This is a genomic window from Vibrio sp. 03_296 (assembly GCF_002265885.1).
In genome coordinates this window covers 1-966 of record NZ_NPKW01000575.1, presented here as the reverse complement: position 1 = coordinate 966, position 966 = coordinate 1, and the positions used below count along the sequence as shown (strand labels likewise).

At 51.3% G+C, this 966-nt stretch carries 2 pseudogenes; one reads left to right on the top strand and one right to left on the bottom strand.

Annotated features, from left to right (window positions below):
• Positions 1-690: pseudogene (locus CIK04_RS26280) on the top strand (MFS transporter); the annotation flags it as partial.
• A 160-nt stretch (positions 691-850) separates the two neighbouring features.
• On the opposite strand, the pseudogene CIK04_RS34085 reads toward CIK04_RS26280, so the two are convergent.
• A pseudogene (locus CIK04_RS34085) lies at positions 851-966 on the bottom strand (methionine synthase); the annotation flags it as partial.

Here is a 966-nt window from a genome sequence, read left to right as displayed (position 1 = left end):
CGTGCTCAACTTTGCCAGCTACGATTTCATCGATATCGAAGATTTTAACCTCAACTTGTGGGTCATTTCCCTCGCGAACATTGCCATTTGCGCATTCGCCTATTGGCTGTTCCCTGAACAGAACACCACTCAAAGGAACAACACCATGACCACCCCCGTCAAAAGCGATATGGACTACATTAGTCAGGTGGCGATGGGGCTGGGGTTGTCGCCATGAGTGCCTTTTTGCTGTTTTCAGTTTTGCCGATCTTTATGACTCGCTCTCAGCGCAATCGTCGATCATCATCATTCTGACACCCATGACGTTAGCGGGCTCTATGGCGGCAGCAAAAGTTCGCGTCATTGGTACCGCGCTTGGCTGCCTTGCGGGCTTGGCTGTGCAGTTAATGTTGGGAAGTTGGTACGGCCAGGCCGTCTGCTATTTTGGCTTGCTTTAACTATTGCGATGGGGCCGTTTTGTCATTGGTTCAGCAAAGGTCCGATCAAAAGTGCACTCGCGTTTTCTGCTATGTCGGCATTAGCGGTGCCACTTACCGCTATCGTCCCAGTAAGGCAAAGACGCGTTCTTTCGATTTGTATCGCTTTAGTTCTATCTTTGTCGCCCTCACCGCCACGGCGATGTTGATGTGGGTAGTGCATCATGGAATTCGCGCGTTGCTATTCAAGCATCCTGAAATTCAGAATGTATAGAGAAACGGGAAGAGGAAGAGAAAAAGCCGCTGGCAACGTGGTCGAAAAAAACACGCTCACCACTAAGCAAGACGAGAACAAAGAGCGACTCGCTGCCATCGCTCTTCGGAAGTTCACCGTTCGTTGCTCGACAAGTCTCAGCCGGATATTCGCCAGTAAATCAGCCAGCCAGTTCTTTTCGCACTATCGCAGCGCCGGCGGCTAAGGCGTTGAGCTTAGCGGTGGAAACATCACGAGCAAGTGGCGCCATGCCGCAGTTGGTGCACGGGTAGAGTT